Below are 19,694 nucleotides of genomic sequence, written 5' to 3'. Positions count from 1 at the left end.
ACGTGGTCGAGGGGGGAGATTCGCCGGCGCCGCGGCTCTACCGGCCTAGTCGCGCGCAGTGGTCGCTGGCCGGTCTGATCCTCGCGTTCGTCGTCGGCGTCGTGCTGTTCAAGGTCGTCAAAGGCGTCGGGCTGGGCCAGAGCGCGGCGTTCTACATCGGCATACCCACCGTCCTGGCACTGATCCTCACGCTCACTGCGAACCCGGACCGGCTGATCTCCATGACGCTCAAGGCGATCACCATCCTGTTGCTTCTCGCCATGCCGGTCGCCGGGGAGGGCTTTGTCTGCGTGATCATCTCGGCGCCGCTGTTCTACGGGGTCGGGATTATCGTGGCGTTGATCGTCGGCGCGGTCCGCAAGTCGGGCCGGCCGTCGGGTGCGCGCATCGCGGTGTTGCCCGCGTTGGCACTGGTGCTGTCGCTCGAAGGTGTGGTCCCCGCGCTGACTTTGCCCGGTGACAGCACCGTCACGGCCACCCGCACCGTTGCGGCCACCGTGGATCAGGTGGCGGCGGCGTTGACCAGACCGTTGCGGTTCGGCGATGTGAAGCCGGCGGGTGTCCTTGCGCTTGGCTTTCCGCAACCCCTGATGGACCACGGCAGCGGTCTCGCAGTGGGTGACCGGCGGACCGTGATGTTCGCCGGCGCGCACCACCGGCCAGGGTTCATCGCACAACACCATTGGGGTGAGGCGTCGTCGGCACTGGAGTTCGAAGTGGCCGCCAGGACGCCAGACTCGGTGCAGCTGCGACCGGTGGCCGACGACACACCCCTGGCCACCTGGCTGACCTGGCGATCGTCGGATGTTAGCTGGCATGCCATCGACGCCGAACACACCGAGATCACCTGGTCGTTGAGCTACACCCGACGGCTGGCCCCGGCCTGGTACTTCGGGCCGATCGAGCATGTGGTGATCCAACGGGCCGCCGGATATCTGCTCGACGCCCTCGACATCCGGTCGTGACCACCGGGCTGGATGTCACGACGCTGCGCAACGGTGCGGTGCTGGTCCCGGCGGTACTCGTGGCGGCACTTTGGGTGGCGGCGCCCGGGGAACGGGTCGGTGCCGCCCTGGCGACGCTGTGGAACGCGGTGTGGCTGACGGCGCTCAACGGCGTCGCCGTAGCGATGGGGTGGTGGACGTTCGGCACCGAAGGGCTGATGTGGTTCGGTGTTCCCGTCGATGTGATCCTCGGCTGGGCGCTGCTGTGGGGCGCCGTGCCGGTGCTGATGCTCCGGTGGGTGAATCCCGTTGTGACGGTTGTAATTCTGATTTCCGCGGACATCGTCGCCATGGGCGGCCTGGCTCCGCTGGTGTGGCTGCACCCAGGTTGGTGGGCCGGAGAGCTGCTTGCCGTGTTGATATGTCTGCTGCCCGGAGTGGTGCTGGGCTGGGCGACGGCTCGCCACCGGGTGCTGGGGCTGCGATCGGGTCTGCAGGTGGTGCTGTTCGGCGGATTGCTGCTGTTCGTCATTCCCGCGGCGACCTTCGCGCTGACCGGCGTGTCCTGGTCGGAGGCGGCGCATCGGGTCGGCGGTGCCGGGGACTGGGTTCTACTCCAGCTCGCCGCGGTGGTGGCGGTGATCGCGCTGCGAGCGGTGACCGAGTTCGCCCAGCACGGCGGCACCCCGTTCCCATGGGATCCGCCGCAGCGTCTGGTCACGTCGGGTCCCTACGCGTTCCTCGCCAATCCTATGCAGGCCGCGGCGGTTCTGCTGATCGTGATCGGCGCGGCCGTCGTCGCCGAGCCGGGACTGGCATTGGCCGCAGGCGGCGGTGCGGTGTTCAGCGCGGGCATCGCCGGGTGGCACGAACGCGACCAGCTGGCCGGCCGGTTCGGCGACTCCTGGTTCGGGTATCGCCGCGTGGTGCACGACTGGGTGCCGCGGTGGCGACCCTATCCACACCGGTCGCCGGCTCGGTTGTACGCGGCGGTCACGTGTGACTCCTGCAGCGCAGTCGCGGGCTGGTTGCAGCGCCGGCAGCTGACCGCGCTGGTGATCGAACCTGCCGAAGATCACCCCGAGGATCTGCGCCGCGTCCGCTACGAGTCGGATTCGGTTGTGCTGCAGGGTACTCAGGCCATCGGTGCGGCACTGGAACACATCTCACTCGGCTGGGCGGTCGTCGGCTGGGTGGTGCGCGCGCCGGTGCTGTCGTGGTTCGTGCAACTGCTCGCCGACGCGGTCGGGGCGGCCCCGCGGCCGATCAGCCGGTGACGGCGTCGCGAATCAGCCCGGCGAACATCTCCGGGCACCCCAGCGGTGTTAAATGTCCCGCCGTCGGGTGTGCAACCGAGCCGTGACGAGTAGTTGTCGAGACGGGGCTGAGTGTCTCGGTACTGCCCTAAAGGGCGTTGAACATCCGCCACTGGGGCGTCGAGTGTGGTGATGTCCGCGATCGCCAACGCCGCGGCGGGGCCGTAGTACCCGCCGTCGATGCGACCTCGCTGCGGTTCGCAGTCGATTCCCAGGTGTGTCCCTGTTGACGGCGCACGCTCACTGGTGGACGATTTGTTGCGTTACGCACAACGCGTTGCGATAGTCGCAACAAATGCGGGGGTGGTCGATGCCAAGAGTCGTCGTCATCGGAGCGGGCATCGTCGGCACCTCACTCGCCGACGAGATGACCGCCCGCGGGTGGACCGACGTGACCGTTGTCGACCGCGGACCGCTCTTCTCGACAGGCGGGTCGACATCGCACGCGCCCGGGCTGGTCTTCGCGACCAACCCCTCCAAGACGATGAGCACCTTCGCTCGCTACACCATCGAGAAGCTCTCCACACTCGAGCATCCCGACGGGTGGTGCTTCAATCCGGTCGGTGGGCTCGAGGTGGCCACCACCCCGCAGCGCTGGGCTGACCTGCACCGCAAGGCGGGCTGGGCGCAGGCGTGGGGCATCGAGGGCCACCTGGTGAGCGCCGAGGAGTGCGTCGACCTGCATCCGCTGCTGGACGCCGACGGTGTGCTCGGCGGGTTCCACACCCCCGCCGACGGACTGGCCAAGGCGGTGCGGGCCGCCGAGGCGCAGGCGTGGCGGGCACGGGACCGCGGTGCCCGGTTCCTGCCCCACACCGACGTGGTGGGCATCGTCGAGAAGCGGGGCCGTGTCGTCGGCGTCGCCACCGCTGACGGCGTGATCGACGCCGACGTCGTGGTCTGTGCGGCGGGGTTCTGGGGTGCCCAGTTCGCCAAGAAGGTCGGTCTCGTCGTGCCACTGGTGCCGATGGCCCACCAGTACGCGAGGACTGGACAGATCCCCGCGCTGGTCGGACGCAACACCGAACAGTCGGAGGCGGGACTTCCGATCCTGCGTCACCAGGACCAGGATCTGTACTTCCGCGAGCACCTCGACCGCATCGGCATTGGCTACTACGGGCACGATCCGATGCCGGTCGACATGTCGACACTGATGGCCGACACCGCGGGGGAGTCGATGCCGTCGATGCTTCCGTTCACGGAGGAGGACTTCGCACCCGGGTGGCGTGAATCATGCAAACTTCTTCCCGCACTGAGTGATTCCAAGGTGGAGGAGGCGTTCAACGGCATCTTCTCGTTCACCCCCGACGGCTTCTCCATCATGGGTGAGCACCGCGACCTGAGCGGATTCTGGGTTGCCGAAGCGGTCTGGGTGACGCATTCCGCGGGCGTTGCGAAGGCGACCGCCGAGTGGATCATCGACGGCGCGCCCTCGGTCGACGTGCACGAGTGCGATCTCTACCGGTTCGAGGACGTCGCCAGAAGCCCGAAGTTCGTCACGACGACCAGTTCGCAGGCGTTCGTCGAGGTCTACGACATCATCCATCCCCACCAGTTCCGCACCGCGTTACGCGGCCTGCGTACCAGCCCCTTCTTCGCCCGTCAGCAGGAACTCGGTGCGTTCTTCTACGAGGGCGGCGGCTGGGAACGCCCGGCGTACTACGAGGCGAACGCAGAACTGGCGCAACGGCTTTACTCCGAGGGTCTGGCCGTCCCCGAGCGCGACGACTGGTCAGCACGCTTCTGGTCGCCGATCTCGATCGCCGAGGCGCACTGGACCAGGCATCAGGTCGCGATGTACGACATGACACCGCTGACCCGCTACGAGGTGGCAGGCACGGGTGCGGCGGCCTTCCTGCAACAGATGACCACCAACAACGTCGACAAGAGCGTCGGATCGGTCACCTACACGCTGCTGCTCGACGAAACCGGGGGAGTGCGTAGCGATCTCACGGTTGCCCGCCTCGCCGAGACCACTTTCCAGGTCGGCGCCAACTCGCCGCTGGACTTCGACTGGCTGAGCAGGCACCTGCCCGGTGACGGCTCGGTGACGGTGCGCGATATCACCGGCGCAACGTGCTGCGTAGGCGTGTGGGGGCCGCTGGCCCGCGATCTGGTGGCGCCCCACTGCCCCGATGACCTTTCGCATGACGCGTTCAAGTACTTCCGCGCCATGCACACCTACCTCGACGCCATACCCGTCACCATGATGCGGGTCTCCTACGTGGGGGAGCTGGGCTGGGAGATCTACACCGGAGCCGAGTACGGCACCGCGCTGTGGGACCTGCTGTTCGACGCCGGTCGCGACCACGGCGTCATCGCAGCGGGCAGGATTGCGTTCAACAGCCTGCGCATCGAGAAGGGCTACCGCAGCTGGGGAACCGACATGACCGCCGAGCACCTGCCCGACGCCGCGGGTGTGGGCTTCGCCGTTCGAATGGCCAAGGACGACTTCGTCGGAAGGGCCGCACTGCAATCCGCGAAGCCCCCGTCGACCACGTTGCGCAGCATCGTGTTTGACGATCCCGACGCCGTGGTGCTGGGCAAGGAGCCGGTGTATCTGGGCGAACGCGGCTCCGAATGCATCGGCTACGTCACCAGCGCAGGGTACTCGCCGACCGTCGGGCGGACCATCGCCTACGCGTGGCTGCCCGCGGAAACGGGCGTGGGGGACACCGTCACCGTCGACTACCGCGGCACCCGGCACAGCGCCGTCGTGCACGCCGAACCCGTCGTCGACCCCGACATGACCCGGATCAGGCGGTAGTGCCCATGACCTCATCGACAACGCACTACGACGTCATCGTCATCGGCCTCGGCGGCATGGGCAGCGCCGCCGCCTACCATCTGGCCTCCCGTAACCAACGCGTCCTCGGGCTGGAGAAGTTCACGCCTGCGCATTCCTTGGGTTCCAGCCACGGCGGGTCCCGCATCATCCGGCAGTCCTACTTCGAGGACCCGGCTTACGTACCGCTACTGCTGCGCGCCTACGAACTGTGGGAGCAGTTGGCACGCGACTCCGAACGCGAGGTCTACCGGCTGACCGGAGGTCTGTTCATCGGGCCGCCAGACTGTCTCACCGTGGCGGGCAGTCTGCGCGCCAGCAGGCAGTGGGACCTGCCGCACGAGCTGCTCGACGGCCGCGACGTCGCGGCCCGCTTCCCGAACTTCACTCCCGCGGCCGGTGATGTCGCGCTGTATGAGGACAAGGCCGGGTTCGCCCGCCCCGAGATGACTGTTCAGGCGCATATAGATCTCGCCGAACTCACCGGTGCGGAGCTGCATTTCGGTGAGCCGGTACTCGACTGGAGCGAGACGGCGGGCGGCGGCGTGCGGGTCAGCACCGAGCGGGGCAGCTACACCGCAGGGCAGCTGGTGATCTGCCCGGGAGCCTGGGCCCCGCAGCTGCTCGCCGAGTTCGGCATCCCCATCACGATCGAGCGCCAGGTGCTGTACTGGCTTGACCCCGTCGGTGGGACCGCGCCCTTCGTCGACCACCCGATCTTCATCGATGAGAACGCACGCGGCGAGCAGATATACGGTTTCCCCGCCATCGACGGTCCGCGCGGCGGCGTCAAGGTCGCGTTCTTCCGCAAGGGCACCGTGTGCACACCGGAGACGATCGATCGCACCGTGAGTGACCAGGAGATCGTCGAGATGAGGGGCCGGGCCGCCGAATTGCTGCCCGCGCTCGACGGCACGTGCGTGCACTCGGCGACGTGCATGTACTCCAACACCCCCGATGAGCACTTCGTCATCGCCCGGCACCCCGACAGCGCGAACGTCACGGTGGCGTGCGGCTTCTCGGGACACGGTTTCAAGTTCGTCCCCGTAGTCGGGGAGATCCTCGCCGACCTCGCCATCGACGGCGCGACCGGCCACCCCATCTCGTTGTTCGACCCCAAGCGACTGGTGACCACATGACCAGCAACCTGCGCGCCACACTCGGCGGTGACTACTACGCCAATCCCGCAGTCTTCGCCGCCGAGCAGGAACGCATCTTCGAGGCGACGTGGTTCTGTGCGGTGCGGACGGCCGACCTCGCGCTGGCTGGTCAGTTCAAGAAGGTCCAGGTCGGGCGCGAGAGCGTTCTGCTGGTGCGCGGCAGGGACGGACTGTTGCGGGCCTTCCTGAACATCTGCCGACATCGCGGCGCTCAACTGTGCGTCGAGGAGCAGGGACAGCTGGGACGCAACCTGCGCTGCCCCTATCACTCCTGGACCTACGCCCTGGACGGCAAACTCGTCGCCGCACCCAACATCGGGTCACTCACCGGCGACGACGGCGCGCCGATCGACCGATATCAGTACGGTTTGGTGCCGGTCGCGCTCACCGAGTGGCTCGGCTACGCCTGGGTCTGCCTGTCCGATACACCGCCGCCGTTCGAGGACGTCGTCGCCGAGGCAACGAGGACGCTCGGTGACGCTGATGCGATCAACCGGTACGGTATCGGCGGTCTGGACGTGGGCCGCCGGATCGTCTACGACGTGGCGGCCAACTGGAAGCTGATCGTCGAGAACTTCATGGAGTGTTACCACTGCAGTTCGATCCATCCCGAACTCGTCGGCGTGCTCCCGGAGTTCGTCCGCGGCACGGCGGCGCAGGCGAACGTCGGTCGGGGTGCCGAATTCGGTTCGGAAGTATGCGGATTCACCATCGACGGTTCCGAGGGTTTCGAGCGTCTGCCCGGTGTCACCGATGAGCAGGACCGGCGTTACTACGCGATCACAGTCAAGCCGACCGTCTTCATCAACCTGGTTCCCGACCACGTCATCTTTCATCGCATGTCTCCTGTGGCCGCCGACCGGACCATCGTCGAGTGCGACTGGCTCTACACCGCCGACCTGGTGGCGTCCGGGCGCGACGTGTCTCGCTCGGTGGACCTGTTCCACCGCGTCAACGAGCAGGATTTCGCCGCGTGTGAGCGAACCCAACCGGCGATGTCGTCGCGGGCCTACCGCAATGGCGGTGTGCTCGTCCCCACCGAACACCACATCGCGGAGTTCCAGCAGTGGGTAGTGTCCCGTCTGGGTGAGTGAGGGGTGACCCATGGACGGTGAGCCAGACCTGTACATCGGCGGTCGGTGGCGTCACGCGTCCGACCGCGGCACCAGGGATATCGTCAATCCGGCCGACGGGACCGTCGCCGCGACCGTCGACGAGGCTACTCCCGACGACGCCCGCGACGCCGTCGCCGCGGCACGTGCCGCCTTCGACGACGGGGCCTGGCGCGCCACATCGGCCGGCGAGCGCGCTGCGCTGCTCAACCGGATCGCCGACCTGCTCCAGCGGGACAAGGAGTCGTTGTCCCGGTTGGAGACCGAGGACACCGGAAAGACACTGGCCGAAAGCCGAATCGATATCGACGATGTGACCTCGGTGTTTCGGTACTACGCCGGTCTCGTCGCGGTGCAGGCCGACCGCGTCGTCGACGTCGGTGATCCCGCCGTCATCAGCCGGGTGGTCCACGAACCCATCGGCGTGTGCGTACTGATCGCGCCGTGGAACTACCCGCTTCTGCAGATGTCGTGGAAGATCGCGCCCGCACTCGGTGCGGGATGCACCATGGTCGCCAAGCCAAGCGAGGTCACGCCGCTGTCGACGATCGCCTTCGTCCACCTGCTCGAGGAGGCGGGTGTGCCGCCGTCGGTGGTGAACCTGGTGCAGGGCAGCGGCGCCGTGCTCGGTGAGGCACTGACCGCCGACCCGGCAGTCGACTTCATCTCGTTCACCGGCGGCCTGGCGACCGGAACCATCATCTCGAAGGTCGCCGCCGCCAACGTCACCAAGGTCGCGGTCGAACTCGGCGGCAAGAACCCGCACATCGTGTTCGCCGATGTCGCCGACTCGGGTGACTTCGACGCAGCCGTCGACCACGTGCTGACCGGGGTTTTCCTGCACTCCGGTCAGGTGTGCTCGGCGGGCACCCGCCTCATCGTCGAGGAGTCCATAGCCGACGACTTCGTCGCCGCCCTCGCCCGGCGCGCCGAGGCGATCCGAATCGGGCCAGGAATGGACCCGACCAGCGAGACCGGTCCGCTGGTCTCGCAAGAGCATCGCGCCAAGGTGGAAGCCCATGTCGCCCAGGGCATATCGGAAGGGGCGCGGCTGGTCACCGGTGGCGCGCGGCCGACCGAACGGGCGCTGGCCGACGGCAGCTTCTACCTGCCGACGATATTCGACGGCTGCGACCGGTCGATGCGGATCGTCCAGGAGGAGACCTTCGGGCCGATCCTCACAGTCGAACGATTCACCGACGAGGCCGAGGCGATAAGGCTGGGCAACGACACGGAGTACGGGCTCGCGGCGGGTGTTCGGACATCCAATCCGGCGCGCGGTGAGCGAGTGGTACGTGCATTGCGGCACGGAACGGTCTGGCTCAACGACTTCGGTTACTACACCGCCGCGGCGGAGTGGGGCGGCTTCGGGAAGTCAGGCAACGGACGTGAACTCGGACCGACCGGGCTTGCGGAATACCAAGAGATCAAGCACATCTGGCACAACACTGCACCGGCACCCGCCGGCTGGTTCAAGAGTTGAGGGGGCGGACATGGTGCTCGGCAAAGATGTTTCGCGGGCCGACAGCGGTATGGAGGACTTCGGCTACCGAGAGTCACTGGATCGGAGTATCGGAAAGTTCGCCAGCTTCGCGGCAGGCGTCAGCTATATCTCGATCCTGACGGGCACGTTCCAGCTGTTCTACTTCGGGTACGGCACCGCGGGACCCGCCTATCTGTGGTCGTGGCCGATCGTGTTCGTCGGGCAGATGGCCGTCGCACTGTGCTTCATGGAACTCGCGGCCAAGTATCCGGTGGCGGGCTCGGTCTACAACTGGAGCAAGAAGCTGGCCAGTCGGCTGGTCGGATGGATATCGGGCTGGTTGATGCTCACCGCGTCGATCGTGACGATCTCGGCGGTCGCGCTGGCCTATCAGCTCAACCTGCCGAGGCTGTGGAGCGGATTCCAGATTGTCGGCGATGGGAGCGGTGAGTATGACTACGCCGCCAACGCCGTTCTCCTCGGCACCGTGCTGATCGCGTTCACCACGCTGATCAACGCCCTCGGCGTGAAGCTGATGTCCCGGATCAACAGCGCCGGGGTGTTCATCGAACTCATTGCGGCCGTCCTGATTGCCTTCCTGCTCGCCATCAACATCGAACGCGGTCCGGACATCTTCTTCTCCACCAACGGTTACGGGGCAGGGGAGAGCGCAGGTTTCCTCGGCGCCTTCCTGGTGGCCTCACTAGCCTCCGGGTACGTCATGTACGGCTTCGACACCGCCAGCTCGTTGGGCGAGGAGACCGTCGAACCGCGACGCACCGCGCCAAAGGCGATCTTCCGGGCGATCCTGGCGTCGTTCGTGATCGGCGGCGCGATCCTGGTGTTCGCCGTCATGGCGGCGCCCAACCTGGAGGACCCGAAGCTCGGCGAGAGTTCCGGTGGCCTGCAGTACATCGTCGAGCAAGTCATGTGGGGCCCGCTGGGCACTATCTTCCTGGTCTGCATCGTCATCGCCGTCACGGTGTGCACGCTCGCTGTCCACACCGCGGCGATCCGACTGACGTTCGCGATGGCTCGCGACAATGCGTTGCCGTTCGGGGAGAGGCTGGCCACCGTCAATCCGAAGACCCAGACTCCGATCGTGCCCGCGGTGACGATCGGCATCATCGCGGTGATCATTCTGGTGATCAACATCGGCCAGCCGAAGATCTTCACCGTGCTGACCTCGATCGCGATCATCATGATCTACCTGGCGTATCTGATGGTCACCGGTCCGATGCTGAAGAAGCGGCTGCAGGGGCAGTGGCCGCCGGCCGATCTCGCCGAGGGCGGCTACTTCACCATGGGCCGCTGGGGTCTGCTGGTCAACGTCGTCGCAGTGGTCTGGGGTGGCGCCATGGCGCTCAACTTGGCGTGGCCGCGCGCCGCTGTTTACGGCGAGCCCTGGTACAACACGTGGGGTGCGTTCGTCTACATCGGCGTGATACTCGGCGCGGGTCTGCTGTGGTATGTCATGAAGGGCCGCAAGCACATTGGCACGCTGGCATCACATGCCTCGGCGGAGAGGGCGGAGGCGGATGGCTGACTCCGGCACGTTCGACTACGTCATCGCCGGCGGGGGGACCGCGGGTTGCGCGCTGGCGGCCAGGTTGTCTGAGGATCCCGACGTCACGGTGTGCGTGCTCGAGGCTGGGCCGTCGGACGTCGGCGACGACAACATTCTGGTGCTCTCGGAGTGGATGCACCTGCTCGACTCGGGCTACGACTGGGACTACCCGGTTGAACCGCAGGAACGCGGCAACTCGTTCATGCGGCACGCCAGGGCCAAGGTGCTCGGTGGGTGCTCGTCGCACAACTCGTGCATTGCGTTCCTGCCGCCTGCCGAGTGTCTTGACGAGTGGGTTGAGATGGGTGCCACAGGGTGGAGCGCGGCCGAGGTCCTGCCGCTCACAGCGCGATTGAAGGACATCGTGCAGCTGCGCGACGTACCGCCGGTGGATCCCTGCGGGGTGGCGGTGCTGTCTGCGGCCGCCGACGTCGGCATGCCGACCGTGGCCTTCAACCGCGGTGAGACAGTGCGCAATGGGGCTGGGTGGTTTCAGATCAACGCCGCCGACGACGGCACCCGGATGTCCAGTTCGCACGCCTACCTGCATCCGGTGCTGGACTCCCGGTCCAACCTCGAGGTCCGCACCGGGTGCTGGGTCTCGGAGATCCTGTTCGATGACGCGAACCAGACCGAATCCCGTCGCTTCGCTCGCCCCGCTGCGACGGGGGTTCGCTACCAGCGCCCGGACCTCACCGGCTACGACACGGTGACGGCGCAGCGCGAGGTCATCGTCACCGCTGGGGCCATCGACACCCCGAAGTTGTTGATGCTCTCGGGAATCGGTCCGACCGCGCATCTGCGGGAGCTGGGCATCCCGGTGCGGGTCGACTCGCCGGGTGTGGGGTCCAACCTGGACGATCATGTCGAGGGCCTGGTGTTCTGGGAGGCATCCCGGCCAATGGTGACGACGTCGACGCAGTGGTGGGAGATCGGCCTGTTTGCCACCATCGACCCCGTTCCCGAAGGTGCCAGAGGCCAGCCGGACCTGATGATGCACTACGGCAGCGTCCCGTTCGACATGAACACTCTGCGCCGCGGCTATCCGACGACGGATAACGGATTCTGCTTGACGCCCAACGTCACCCAGGGCCGGTCCCGCGGAACTGTGCGACTGCGCAGCCGCGACTTCCGGGATCGGCCGAGGGTTGACCCGCGCTACTTCACCGATCCGGAGGGCTATGACGACCGGATCATGCTGACCGGCGTGAAGTTGGCCCGCCGCATCGCCGAGCAGACGGCGCTGAAGCCGTGGGTTGCGCGCGAACTGGCGCCGGGGCCCGATGCCGTCACCGATGACGAACTGCTGGACTACATCCACCAATGCCACAACACCGTCTATCACCCGGCGGCGACCGCCAGGATGGGCGCGCTTGACGATCCGACGGCGGTGCTCGATCCGGAGTTGCGGGTCAAGGGGGTGAGCGGGCTGCGCGTCGTGGACGCTTCGGCGATGCCGAAACTTCCTGCGGTGAACCCCAACATCACCGTTATGACGATGGCCGAGAAGTGTGCTGATCTGGTCCGGCACTCCGCTGCCGCTGGGCGCAGGGGCTGATCTGCCGGTGGCGTCCGGGCTGCAACTCGCCACCTTCCTGGGCACGTACACCCCATTCCAGGCGATGTCGGCCGCGGAACTCGCCGAGTTGGCCGCCGAGTCGGCCGTTGTCGAGTTCCCGGCGCACACCGAGGTGGCCGACTACGCCGCACGGGCACCCGACGGCGTCTGGATGGTGCACTCGGGACAGGTGACACTGCAGTCTGCCGAGGGGTCGATCATCGACACCGTAGGTCCCGGCGGACTCTTCGGCTACACCCCGCTGCTGACCGGTGACGGGATGGAGTTCACCGCGCGCACAACGGTTCCCAGCGTCCTCGTCCGTCTGCCCGACCCGTTGGTCCGAGCACAGTTCGCCAAGCCCGCCGGGTTGGCGTACCTGGCATCCTCGGCGTGGACCGTCGGGAGCGCCGACCAGCCGACCATCGCGCCCGCCACCGACAGCCAGCCGATCTCCGAACTGCTGCACGGCGAGGTGCTACTGGTATCCCCGGATACCTCGGTGCGCGACGCTGTCATCGAGATGGCCGCCCACCAGGTCTCCTATGCGCTCATCCGGTTGCCCGGCGGTGAACTCGGCATCTTCACCGACCGCGATCTGCGGACGCGGGTGGTGGCCGCGGGCATCGGAGTGGACGTGCCGATCGCCGATGTGATGAGCGCCCCCGCCCGGACGGTCACCGCCGATCTCACGGCCGAGACCGTGCTCATGGAGATGCTCGAGTGCGGGTGGCGACACATGCCGGTCGTGACACCCCGCGGCGAGGTGATCGGCGTCCTTGAAGACGCTGACCTGCTCGCGGCCTCGGCGCGGCAGAGCTTCATACTGCGACGCGCGATTGGGCAGGCCACTGACGCTGCCGAACTGTCGTTGATCGGCCGCAGGGTGGCGGACATCTCGGCGGACCTGTTCCGCAACGGCACCAAGGCGTCGGCAACCAGCGCGATTCTGTCGGTCGTCATCGACAGCCTGGTGCGAAAGGCGTTGCAGCTCGCACTCGCTGAGTCCGCGCGACCCACAGTCGACGGGTTCGCGTGGCTGTCGCTGGGCAGTGTGGCGCGGCGGGAGGCGATGCCGTCGTCCGACGTCGACAGCGCGCTGTCGTGGCGGGACGATTTGGACTCGGCCGGCCCGGAACTGCGGGCGGTCGCGGTGCGCACACACGAGATCCTGGACAGCTGTGGTCTTCCGTCGGACCGCAACGGCGCCATCGCGTCCAAACCGAGCTTCTCCCGGTCGCGGTCGCAGTGGCTCACCGCGGCCGAGGCTTGGCTCGCAGACCCGCTGCGCGACCACGGTCTCATGCTGTCATCGCTGATGATCGATGGCCGGGTGGTCTGGGGTGATCCGGCATTGAACATCGTTCCTGCGGTGTATCGCAGGATGCGCGTGGACCACCCGAACGCGCTGCGACTGCAGCTGCTGAACGCGCTGTCGGGGCGCGCGCGGGCCAGATCGCTGCGCGATGTGCTGGCCCGGCGGGGCGGGACCTTCGACCTCAAGGCTCACGCCGTGACGCCCATCGTCAACCTGGCCCGGTGGGGCGGCCTGAGCGCCGCCGTGTCATCGGCGAGCACGCCGGTGCGGCTGAGCGCGGCGGCGGAGGCCGGTGCGATGAGCGAGCGGGACGCCAACACGCTCGGTGACGTGTTCGCCATGGTGCAGCGGCTCCGGATGGCTCATCAGGTCGAACAGCTGATCGCAGGACACACACCCGGGGACGTCATCACGATGTCGGAGCTGTCACCCCTTAACCGAAGCCTGCTGGGCGACGGGCTTCGTGAGATCGCCGCGGTGCAGCGGCGAGTCCGCCAGTCCGCGAACTGGCGCGTATAGGGTCGGACGCGATGGAGACGGGTTCGGAGGGCCTTTCTAAGGGCCTATCAGAAGGCCGCAGCGCTGCGGTCCAATCGGTCGACCGCGCACTGCTGGTTCTGGAGATTCTGGCGCGTCTCGGGCAAGCCGGTGTCACCGAGATCGCTGCCGAACTGGGCGTGCACAAGTCGACGGTGTCACGGCTGGTCGCAGTGCTCGAGGCGCGCGGTTTCGTCGAACAGGTATCCGATCGCGGCCCCTACCGGCTCGGGTTCGCCATCGCACGCCTCGCGCGGGCCAGCAGCGGACAACCCGACCTGGGCAGGCTCGGTCAAGCTGTCTGCGATGGTCTGGCCGCCGATGTCGCCGAGACCGTGAATCTGGCGATCCTCGATGGCGAGCGCATCGTCAATATCGTCGAGGCGATCGGCCCCAATGAGATCACCCTGCGGACGTGGGTGGGGCAGAGCTGTCCCGCACATGCGACATCGAGCGGCAAGGTTCTCCTTGCGTGGGCGGGCGCCGCCGCCCAGCTCACCGATCCACTGCAGGGCTTCACCCCTAAGACGGTCGTCGAAGTCGCCGAGCTGGAGCGCGAGCTATGCGCCGTGCGGGCGCGCGGCTGGGCCAGCGTGAGCGAGGAACTTGAGGTGGGGCTGAACGCCGTCGCCGCACCGGTCCGCGATGCCAATTCCGAAGTGGTTGCCGCGCTGAGTGTTTCGGGACCATCATACCGGCTGTCGGGGGATCGATTCGAGGAGATCGCCAAGGTGACGATCTCAGCCGCCGACGCTGTCAGTAGCCGCCTGGGCTGGGTTGACGGCGTCACTGAACCAGGGCGTTGACGACCACCTCGGAATCCGTTCGGCTGGTGTACATCCGCCACAGCGTGTCCGCGAGATCGTCGGGGTTCAGTGTTGCCGCCGCCATGTCCGCGAGCATGTCCGGATGATCGAGGACGGCGCGGTGAATGTCGCCCCGCTCGATCAAACCCCCGATGGTCAGCGTCCCGGAGTAGACGCCCATCGGTGCCAGGGCGGCGTGCAGTGTCAGCGCGTAGTTCCGCAGTGCGGCCGCCGCTAGGGCCAGGCCGCCGAGCGCGGGCATTGGCAGCACACTGCTCAACCCGCCGGCGAAGAGCAGTCCACCACTGCCGCGTGCGATGAGGTCAGGCAGCAGCGACGACGCGAAGTCGACGGCGGGCACCACGCCGAGTAGGGCCTCGGTCGCACCTGGGGCGTCGAGTGTGGTGATGTCCGCGATCGCCAACGCCGCGGCGGGGCCGTAGTACCCGACGTCGATACGGCCGAAGCGGGCGCGGGCGCCGTCGATGGCCGCCCGCAGCGCATCGGTGTCCGAGGCATCCGCGGTGAACGCCGCCGCCTCGATTCCCGCGTCGGCGAGCGCCGTCAGGTACTCGGTGTGGCGACTGTTGGAGCGGGAGACGAGTGCCACTGCGTGTCCCTCGGAACCGAATCGGTGGGCCACTGACATGCCCAGTCCTGGACCGGCACCGACGACGAGAAGAACGGGTCGCGATGAAGTTGAGGTCATGCTCAATTTAATAGCACAACATGAGGACGGCCTCAACTTAGGTCGAGTCGGACTAGGATGCAGCGATGTCCCAGTCGATGCGTGCCGATGCGCTGCGCAACCGCGAACGACTGGTGTCGGCGGCCGCGGAGCTGTTCACCGAACGTGGGCTGGATGTGCCACTGGATGAGGTGGCACGGCGCGCAGGGGTGAGCATCGGCACGCTCTACAACCACTTCCCGAATCGCGGGGCACTGCTCGATGAGGTCCTGCCGGAGCGGCTGGCCGCCTTCGATGTGCTGGCAGAGGCCGCAATGGGCGACCCAGACGCGTGGCGCGGGTTTGTGACGCTGCTTGAGGGTGTGTTCGCCATGCAGGCCCGAGATCGCGCCCTCAACGAGGCGATAGCCCGTAGTCAGGTGGGCGGTGTGGACGCCGCGGCGGACTGCGGCCGCGCCGGCGGAGCGCTGGACGCTGTGGCGCAGCGGGCAAGAGAGGCCGGGGTGCTGCGGTCCGACTTCGGTCCCGAGGACCTCGTGACGCTGGTGTCGGCGATGTCGAAGGTGATCGCCATGTCGGCCGGTGATGACACCCCGTGGCGGCGGCATCTCGGCTTCGTGTTGGACGGGCTGCGCGCGACCTGAGCGAGGAACCCGTTGCGGACACCAGTGACGGGTGTCATACGCGGAGACCTCGCTACCCGTAAGCTCGAATACGTGCAGCGGCGAATCATGGGCATCGAGACCGAATTCGGTGTGACGTGCACGTTCCACGGTCACCGGCGGCTGTCTCCGGATGAAGTGGCGCGCTATCTGTTCCGACGAGTGGTGTCGTGGGGGCGCAGTTCCAACGTGTTCCTGCGCAATGGCGCCCGGCTGTACCTCGACGTCGGCAGCCATCCCGAGTACGCCACCGCCGAGTGCGACAGCCTGATCCAGTTGATAACCCACGACCGCGCGGGCGAGCGGGTGCTCGAGGATCTGCTCATCGACGCCGAGCAGCGGCTGGCCGACGAGGGCATCGGCGGCGACATCTACCTGTTCAAGAACAACACCGACTCGGCGGGCAACTCCTACGGCTGCCATGAGAACTACCTCATCGTGCGCGCGGGCGAGTTCTCCCGGATCTCCGATGTGCTGCTGCCGTTCCTGGTCACCCGCCAGCTCATCTGCGGTGCGGGCAAGGTGCTGCAGACGCCCAAGGCCGCCACGTTCTGCCTGAGCCAGCGCGCCGAGCACATCTGGGAGGGCGTCTCCAGCGCCACCACACGCAGCAGGCCCATCATCAACACGCGCGACGAGCCGCACGCCGATGCCGAGAAGTACCGCAGGCTGCATGTCATCGTCGGCGACTCGAACATGTGCGAGTCCACCACCATGCTCAAGGTGGGTACGGCCGCGCTGGTGCTGGAGATGATCGAGGCCGGCGTGCCGTTCCGCGACTTCTCCCTCGACAATCCGATCCGCGCCATCCGCGAGGTCAGCCACGATCTGACGGGCCGACGCCCGGTCCGGCTCGCAGGTGGGCGGCAGGCCAGCGCGCTCGACATTCAGCGGGAGTACTACAGCCGTGCCGTCGAGCACCTGCAGACCCGCGAACCCAACGCCCAGATCGAGCAGGTTGTCGACCTGTGGGGCCGCCAGCTCGACGCGGTCGAGAGCCAGGACTTCGCGAAGGTCGACACCGAGGTCGACTGGGTGATCAAGCGCAAGCTGTTCCAGCGCTATCAGGACCGGTACGACATGGAGCTGTCCGATCCCAAGATCGCCCAGCTCGACCTCGCCTACCACGACATTAAGCGCGGTCGTGGTGTCTTCGACCTGTTGCAGCGCAAGGGTCTGGCCGCACGTATCACCACCGATGAGGAGATCGAGGCGGCCGTCAACGAGCCGCCCCAGACCACGCGGGCCAAGCTGCGCGGCGAGTTCATCAGCGCAGCACAGGCGGCGGGTCGAGATTTCACCGTCGACTGGGTGCACCTCAAGCTCAACGACCAGGCGCAGCGAACGGTGTTGTGCAAGGACCCGTTCCGATCTGTCGATGAGCGGGTCAAGCGACTGATCGCGAGCATGTAGCGCCTGAGCGCGGCGGGCGGGAGCGAACCGCGCGGGGGATTAAGCTCCTCGGGTGGGGATCTCCAAAGTCGAGCGATTGATGAATCTGGTCATCGCACTCCTGTCCACCCGCAACTTCATCACTGCAGACCGCATCCGTAAGACCGTCTACGGCTACGGCGACAGTCCCAGCGATGAGGCGTTCTCGCGGATGTTCGAGCGGGACAAGAACGAATTGCGCGATCTCGGTATCCCGCTCGAGACCGGGCGCGTGTCGTCGATGGACCCGACCGAGGGTTACCGGATCAACCGCGAGACCTATGCGCTGCCGCAGGTTGAACTCACCGCTGACGAGGCCGCCGCCGTCGCGATCGCCACGCAGCTGTGGGAGTCACCCGAACTCGTCACCGCCACCCAGGGCGCGCTGCTCAAGCTGCGTGCCGCGGGCGTCGACGTCGACGCCGCCGACTCCGATGTCATGATCAGCTCGTCGGCGACGATGCCCGGACTTCGAGGGTCCGAGGAGGTCCTCGGAATCCTGTTGTCCGCCATCCACTCCGGCCAGGCGGTCGAGTTCGGTCACCGCTCCACCCGCAGCGAGCCCTACCGCACCCGCACAGTGGAACCCTGGGGTGTGGTGACCTCTCGGGGCCGGTGGTATCTCGTCGGCCACGACCGGGACCGCGACGACACCCGCACGTTCCGGGTGTCGCGCATCGGCGAGGTGAGCGCCATCGGACCGCGTGACGCGGTGACCAGGCCCGAGGGCATCGACCTGCGGGATGTCGTGCACCGCGCGGTGGCGGAGTGGCCACCGGGTGCCCAAGCCAGGGTGTGGGTGGCTGACGGCCGCGCGACCGCGCTGCGCAGGGCGGCCAGCGAGGTGGTGAGCCGCACCATCGGGGGACGTGCCGGAGACGAGCTGGCGGTCGACATCGGGATGCACGATCGGCTCGCGCGCGAGATCGCCGGATACGGCGCCGACGCGATCGTGTTGGATCCGCCGACGCTGCGGGACGATGTCATCGCCCGGTTGCGGGCACAGGCCGGAGGTGAGGCAGTTGTCTAGCGTGTCGACGCGGCTGGTGCGGCTGCTCAACATGGTTCCCTACCTGAAGGCGAACCCTCGGATAACGTTCGAGGAGGCGGCGATCGACCTCGGCGTGTCGGTCAAACAACTGCGCGAGGACCTGCAGCAGTTGTTCCTGTGCGGGCTGCCCGGGTACGGCCCGGGTGACCTCATCGACTTCGAGATGTCGGGCAAGACCATCGATGTCACGTTCTCGGCGGGCATGGACCACCCGCTGCGGCTGACCTCGCCCGAGGCGACCGGCATCCTGGTTGCATTGCGTGCGCTGCTGGACGTTCCCGGCATGCTCGACCCCGCGGCGGCGCGCAGCGCGATCGCCAAGATCGAGTCCGCGGCGGGTGCGGTGAGCGCCAGCGTGGGCGGGGCTCCCACGGCGGGCGACGAGCCCGCGCCCATCGAGAGTTCGGCTGCCACGGCGGTCCGTTCCGCGGTGCGCAACGACCATGCGGTGACCATCGACTACTACTCGGCATCGCACGACACCCTGACCTCCAGGACGGTCGATCCGATTCGGGTGGTCCTGGTCGGCGACCACAGCTACCTGGAGGCGTGGTGTCGCACCGCCGAGGGAGTGCGGTTGTTCCGGTTCGACCGCATCGTCGACGCCCGCGAACTCGACGAGCCGTCGCTGCCGCCCGCGCCCGCCGTCGCGGCGGCGCCCGACACGTCGCTGTTCGACTCGGATCCGTCGCTGCCCTCGGCGACGCTGTTGATCGACCGGTCCGCTTCGTGGATGTTCGACTACTACCCGTTGCACGTCGTCCGGGAATTGGCCGACGGGGTGTGCGAGGCGACCATGACGTACGCCTCGACCGCGTGGATGGCGCGGTTCGTGATGGGTTTCGGCGCTTCGGTGCGTGTTCTGGAACCGCAACCGCTGGTCGAGAGAGTGCGGGAATCCGCGGCCGCCGCGCTACAGGCCTACGAAGTCAGCAGTACCGATAGCGGCGGGTAGACTCAACCGCGACGTCTGGAGGTGACCGAATGGGTGGTCTGCAACCCTGGCATTGGGTGATCGTGATCGCAGTGTTTGTGCTGCTGTTCGGTGCCAAGAAGCTGCCCGATGCAGCTCGCTCGCTGGGCAAGTCGATGCGCATCTTCAAGTCCGAGATCAAGGAGATGCAGTCGGAGTCCAAGTCGGATTCGACCGAGGGCGTCGTGCCGCCTGCGAAGCCGATCGCCTCCGAGCGGGTCGAGCCGTCGACTGGCCAAACGACCCCAGAGCAATCCTCCGACAAGCGCCCGGCCTGATCGCCGCTCTCGTCGAGCGCGACGC

The 19,694-nt window shown here is 67.1% G+C and carries 16 protein-coding genes; 15 read left to right on the top strand and 1 reads right to left on the bottom strand.

From position 1 onward, the window contains the following. Positions 1 to 2: 2 nt before the first annotated feature. The 10 genes from ABIA65_RS27675 (at position 3) to ABIA65_RS27630 (ending at position 14,586) form a co-directional block, all read left to right on the top strand. Positions 3 to 965, top strand: coding sequence for a hypothetical protein (locus ABIA65_RS27675; protein ID WP_354525561.1), 963 nt, complete (start codon positions 3 to 5; stop codon positions 963 to 965). Further along, positions 962 to 2,221, top strand: coding sequence for a methyltransferase family protein (locus tag ABIA65_RS27670; RefSeq protein WP_354525560.1), 1,260 nt, complete (start codon positions 962 to 964; stop codon positions 2,219 to 2,221). The genes ABIA65_RS27675 and ABIA65_RS27670 overlap by 4 nt, the downstream gene beginning before the upstream one ends. Positions 2,222 to 2,570: 349 nt before the next feature. Then, on the top strand, positions 2,571 to 5,027 hold the full coding sequence (locus ABIA65_RS27665) for a GcvT family protein (RefSeq protein ID WP_354525559.1): 2,457 nt from the start codon (positions 2,571 to 2,573) through the stop codon (positions 5,025 to 5,027). 5 nt (positions 5,028 to 5,032) lie between these two features. After that, the gene (solA, locus tag ABIA65_RS27660) at positions 5,033 to 6,184 is read left to right on the top strand and encodes an N-methyl-L-tryptophan oxidase (RefSeq protein ID WP_354525558.1); all 1,152 of its coding nucleotides are present in this window, start codon (positions 5,033 to 5,035) and stop codon (positions 6,182 to 6,184) included. Further along, entirely contained in the window at positions 6,181 to 7,299 is a 1,119-nt protein-coding gene (locus ABIA65_RS27655; RefSeq protein ID WP_354525557.1) for an aromatic ring-hydroxylating oxygenase subunit alpha, read from the top strand. Before solA ends, ABIA65_RS27655 begins: the two co-directional genes overlap by 4 nt. Before the next feature lie 10 nt (positions 7,300 to 7,309). Next, positions 7,310 to 8,800, top strand: coding sequence for an aldehyde dehydrogenase family protein (locus ABIA65_RS27650; RefSeq protein ID WP_354525556.1), 1,491 nt, complete (start codon positions 7,310 to 7,312; stop codon positions 8,798 to 8,800). Between the two features lie 10 nt (positions 8,801 to 8,810). After that, the gene (locus tag ABIA65_RS27645) at positions 8,811 to 10,346 is read left to right on the top strand and encodes an APC family permease (protein WP_241404826.1); all 1,536 of its coding nucleotides are present in this window, start codon (positions 8,811 to 8,813) and stop codon (positions 10,344 to 10,346) included. Next, the gene (locus ABIA65_RS27640; RefSeq protein WP_354525555.1) at positions 10,339 to 11,925 is read left to right on the top strand and encodes a GMC family oxidoreductase; all 1,587 of its coding nucleotides are present in this window, start codon (positions 10,339 to 10,341) and stop codon (positions 11,923 to 11,925) included. Before ABIA65_RS27645 ends, ABIA65_RS27640 begins: the two co-directional genes overlap by 8 nt. Before the next feature lie 64 nt (positions 11,926 to 11,989). After that, positions 11,990 to 13,762 carry a putative nucleotidyltransferase substrate binding domain-containing protein gene (locus ABIA65_RS27635; protein WP_354525647.1) on the top strand — a complete coding sequence of 591 codons (1,773 nt, stop codon included), beginning with the start codon at positions 11,990 to 11,992 and terminating at the stop codon, positions 13,760 to 13,762. Between the two features lie 11 nt (positions 13,763 to 13,773). After that, complete coding sequence (locus tag ABIA65_RS27630) at positions 13,774 to 14,586, top strand: IclR family transcriptional regulator (protein ID WP_241404828.1); 813 nt, start codon at positions 13,774 to 13,776, stop codon at positions 14,584 to 14,586. Here the strand turns inward: ABIA65_RS27630 and ABIA65_RS27625 are convergent. Beyond that, complete coding sequence (locus tag ABIA65_RS27625) at positions 14,567 to 15,295, bottom strand: SDR family NAD(P)-dependent oxidoreductase (protein WP_241404829.1); 729 nt, start codon at positions 15,293 to 15,295, stop codon at positions 14,567 to 14,569. The two genes, ABIA65_RS27630 and ABIA65_RS27625, sit on opposite strands and share 20 nt — an antisense overlap. 65 nt (positions 15,296 to 15,360) lie before the next feature. On the opposite strand from ABIA65_RS27625, the gene ABIA65_RS27620 reads away from it, so the two are divergent. The 5 genes from ABIA65_RS27620 to tatA all read left to right on the top strand — a co-directional run bounded on the left by ABIA65_RS27620 (position 15,361) and on the right by tatA (position 19,669). Beyond that, complete coding sequence (locus ABIA65_RS27620) at positions 15,361 to 15,918, top strand: TetR/AcrR family transcriptional regulator (protein WP_241404830.1); 558 nt, start codon at positions 15,361 to 15,363, stop codon at positions 15,916 to 15,918. A gap of 72 nt (positions 15,919 to 15,990) precedes the next feature. Then, the gene (gene pafA, locus ABIA65_RS27615; protein WP_241404831.1) at positions 15,991 to 17,349 is read left to right on the top strand and encodes a Pup--protein ligase; all 1,359 of its coding nucleotides are present in this window, start codon (positions 15,991 to 15,993) and stop codon (positions 17,347 to 17,349) included. A gap of 52 nt (positions 17,350 to 17,401) precedes the next feature. Continuing rightward, positions 17,402 to 18,397 (top strand): helix-turn-helix transcriptional regulator, encoded by a 996-nt coding sequence (locus tag ABIA65_RS27610; RefSeq protein WP_354525554.1) that lies wholly within the window; start codon positions 17,402 to 17,404, stop codon positions 18,395 to 18,397. After that, a complete protein-coding gene (locus tag ABIA65_RS27605; RefSeq protein ID WP_241404833.1) occupies positions 18,390 to 19,373 on the top strand; it encodes a helix-turn-helix transcriptional regulator in 984 nt (327 codons plus the stop codon). Before ABIA65_RS27610 ends, ABIA65_RS27605 begins: the two co-directional genes overlap by 8 nt. Positions 19,374 to 19,402: 29 nt before the next feature. Beyond that, positions 19,403 to 19,669, top strand: coding sequence for a Sec-independent protein translocase subunit TatA (gene tatA / locus ABIA65_RS27600; RefSeq protein WP_354525553.1), 267 nt, complete (start codon positions 19,403 to 19,405; stop codon positions 19,667 to 19,669). Positions 19,670 to 19,694 lie beyond the last annotated feature (25 nt).

The sequence above is a fragment of the Mycolicibacterium sp. 624 genome (assembly GCF_040548615.1).
Classification (GTDB): Bacteria; Actinomycetota; Actinomycetes; order Mycobacteriales; family Mycobacteriaceae; genus Mycobacterium.
Note: the sequence above shows the minus strand (reverse complement) of the source record. Positions and strands in the feature narration are given on the sequence as shown.

Coding starts and splice junctions, on each gene's coding strand:
- tatA (WP_354525553.1), top strand. CDS start 19,403: ATGGGTGGTCTGCAACCCTGGCATTGGGTGATCGTGATCGCAGTGTTT.
- ABIA65_RS27640 (WP_354525555.1), top strand. CDS start 10,339: ATGGCTGACTCCGGCACGTTCGACTACGTCATCGCCGGCGGGGGGACC.
- ABIA65_RS27665 (WP_354525559.1), top strand. CDS start 2,571: ATGCCAAGAGTCGTCGTCATCGGAGCGGGCATCGTCGGCACCTCACTC.
- ABIA65_RS27620 (WP_241404830.1), top strand. CDS start 15,361: ATGTCCCAGTCGATGCGTGCCGATGCGCTGCGCAACCGCGAACGACTG.
- ABIA65_RS27650 (WP_354525556.1), top strand. CDS start 7,310: ATGGACGGTGAGCCAGACCTGTACATCGGCGGTCGGTGGCGTCACGCG.
- ABIA65_RS27655 (WP_354525557.1), top strand. CDS start 6,181: ATGACCAGCAACCTGCGCGCCACACTCGGCGGTGACTACTACGCCAAT.
- ABIA65_RS27625 (WP_241404829.1), bottom strand. CDS start 15,295: ATGACCTCAACTTCATCGCGACCCGTTCTTCTCGTCGTCGGTGCCGGT.
- ABIA65_RS27635 (WP_354525647.1), top strand. CDS start 11,990: ATGTCGGCCGCGGAACTCGCCGAGTTGGCCGCCGAGTCGGCCGTTGTC.
- solA (WP_354525558.1), top strand. CDS start 5,033: ATGACCTCATCGACAACGCACTACGACGTCATCGTCATCGGCCTCGGC.
- ABIA65_RS27630 (WP_241404828.1), top strand. CDS start 13,774: ATGGAGACGGGTTCGGAGGGCCTTTCTAAGGGCCTATCAGAAGGCCGC.
- ABIA65_RS27645 (WP_241404826.1), top strand. CDS start 8,811: ATGGTGCTCGGCAAAGATGTTTCGCGGGCCGACAGCGGTATGGAGGAC.